This window comes from Mesorhizobium sp. M1A.F.Ca.IN.022.07.1.1 (assembly GCF_003997575.1).
Classification (GTDB): Bacteria; Pseudomonadota; Alphaproteobacteria; order Rhizobiales; family Rhizobiaceae; genus Mesorhizobium.
In genome coordinates this window covers 1-2535 of the sequence record NZ_RZST01000536.1, presented here as the reverse complement: position 1 = coordinate 2535, position 2535 = coordinate 1, and the positions used below count along the sequence as shown (strand labels likewise).

General features: G+C 63.6%; 3 protein-coding genes. All 3 read right to left on the bottom strand.

Features of this window, described 5'->3' with window-relative positions:
• Nucleotides 1–701, bottom strand: a 701-nt coding sequence (locus EOA75_RS31780; RefSeq protein WP_127326062.1) for an energy transducer TonB, incomplete at its 3' end; no start/stop codon positions are given.
• 111 nt (nucleotides 702–812) lie between these two features.
• Entirely contained in the window at nucleotides 813–1250 is a 438-nt protein-coding gene (locus tag EOA75_RS31775) for a hypothetical protein (RefSeq protein WP_127326061.1), read from the bottom strand.
• Between the two features lie 5 nt (nucleotides 1251–1255).
• Nucleotides 1256–2535 (bottom strand): TonB-dependent receptor (locus tag EOA75_RS31770; protein WP_127326060.1); only part of this gene is annotated, 1280 nt, incomplete at its 5' end.

The window sequence follows — 2535 nt, the reverse complement described above, 5'->3', positions numbered from 1 at the left end:
CTGTAGTGGGATTCCAGGGCATTGCCGGCAGCGACCTGTTTCTTGCCTTTGCTGGCGGCAACAGGCGCGTCGCGTGTATCGCCATCCGCCGTGCCGCCGGTTGCATTGGTCTGGTCTGCCGCTGCCGATGGGGCTGGGCCGCTCGATGTCGCACTGGGGACCGGTGGCTGTTGAGGCTCGGCAAGGGGCGCTTCAGCGCTTTGCAGTTCGGTCGCGGGCGTAGGTTTGCTGTCGTCGGGGACAGTCTGGTCATCCTGGCGTGGGCTGGTGGCCGCCACGATATCCGGCGCGGAAGCGGCTTCCTTGACGGCTTGCGGCGGAAGCTGAGGCGTCGAGGGTTCGCTTGCTGGTTCCTGCGCTTCGACCGGCGGTGCGGGCTGCGCGGCCTGGCGTTTCACCGGCTGCAGTTCGGGCACCAAGGTGACATCCACGGCGCCGGACGACTGGTCGTCCAGGGCGCTGCCGGTGACGTTGGCGCCGGACTGATCTGTGCCCTCGGCCCGAATCGCGTCCATGGAGTCGAATATCCCGGCAGGCGCGAACAGGAACGCGGCCGCCGCAGCGCCATGGAGCAGGCCGGAAGCAATGATCGCCACCGGCCATTTGCGATGCCCGGCCGAGTGCCGCGGCTGCATGAGCGGCTCGGCCGGCGTGATCGCCGGTTCGCTGCCTGCATCGGAGGAGTGATTGATGTCCTGCATGTCTCGCGCCGAGACCTGCTGTACGCGATAAGAAATTGTCAAATCAAGATCGGTTGCCGCCTATGGCCCACGCCATGGCGTCTCCTGGCGGGCCGGATGCAATCCCCACCTCTATACGCCGAAGGCGATGGCGGTTTTAGTCGAGGTCTTCAGGTCGCGCATGCAGGCCGTCGGCTCGACGCCGGTTCCAGCGCATTCCGTCGCGCTGTTGATCAGCACGCGGCCGAGCTTGCCGCAGTCGGCGCCCGCGAGATCGAAGCGCGTGACTTTCGTCTTGCCGACCGGCAGGTCCTTGAAATCGAGCACGGTGAGGCGGTCGACAACGCCGGACTCATTGAACAGCGCGATTTCGAAAGCGGACTTCGACAGGTCGGCGCCGAGCGCGTTGTTGACGACGAAGGTCAGCCGGCAGCCCTTGTCCGAAGGCTGCACGGCGTTGAGTTCGAGATTAAGGGCCGGCGCTGGCGCGGACTGGCCGCGCGCCGGCACCGGGCCGAGCGACATCGCCAGCGCCGAGGTCAAGAGACAGAGCGATGTCGTCAAGTTCATGGTTCTCAGCCTCCAAAGCGCATGGTTGCCGCAAGCTTCAGCGTGACGCCCGGTTCATAGAGGACGGCAGTCGTGCTTGCGTTGAGCGGATTGGTGTATTTGACATCGAACAGATTGTCGGCGCGGACGTCGAGCTTGAGGTTGTCGGTCGCCTGGTAACTGGCAAAGGCATTGACCAGCGTATAGTCCTTGGCCACCGGATTGCCCTTGGGCTTGCCGTTATATTGCACTTCACCGCCGACGGTGAGCCTGTCCTCGAGGAAGCGAAGGCCGAGCTGCGCCGTCACCTGCGAGGAGGGAATGGTGGCAAGGTCGGCCCGCTCGCCCTCATACGAGATGGTGTGGCCGTTGATGATCGAGGCCGAGAAGCCCGCATAGCCCCAGCCGGCGTCATAGACGCTTTCCAGTTCAAAACCGTTGATCTTGGCCTTGGCGAAGTTCTGATACTGGAAGCAGATCGGGATGCCGGGGCCGAACGGGCAGCCGCTGGTCGGGTCGAAGGCCGACAGCGTGACGCCGTCGATATAGTCTTCGACATTGTTGTTGAAATAGGCGGCCTTGAGCCGCAGAGCGTCGCCGCCTTCGAAAATGTCGTTCTGCTTGTAGTTGACGCCGAACTCGACGGTCTTGCCGGTCTCAGGCTTGAGATTTGGATTGGGCAGGAAGGGGAAGGTGACGCCGGCCGGATGGTTACCGCTGATCAGCGTCTCCGTCAGCGAGGGTGAGCGGTAGCCTTCCGCATAGGTGCCGTAAAACTGCAGGCCGGCGAGGTCAGCGCTTTCGAAGGGCGATACGCCGACGGTGATGCGCGGCGACAGCCGGTCGCCTGATGTCTCGTGCTCGGAGTCCTTCAGGCTGTACCTGTCGTAGCGCAGGCCGGTGATGACCTCCAGCCATTCCCAGGTCAGCTTGTCCTGGACATAGGCGCCGGAGACGTTGCGCTTACCTGACGGCGTGTAGAAGCTGTCGCCGCCGGCTGTGCCCCCGGTTTCGACGTCGTCGCCGACCCAGTCACCGCCGTAAGTCAACTCATGCGCAATGCCGGCGGTCTCGAATCGCGACGTGTTCCATATGTCGATGCCGGTCGTCCCGACATCGAAAGTCGAGAGCGACCCGGCGGGCAGCACCACGGGCAGGCCGGTCGTCGGATCGAAACGGTTCTGCGGGACGAGCGTCGTCAGATCGAGAAGCGTCTTGTTGTAAGAGGCGTTGATGTGGAGATCGAGCCAGCTTTTGGCATCGTCGGTGATGTTGTAGCGGGCGGTGAAGGTATTCGATTTCAGGT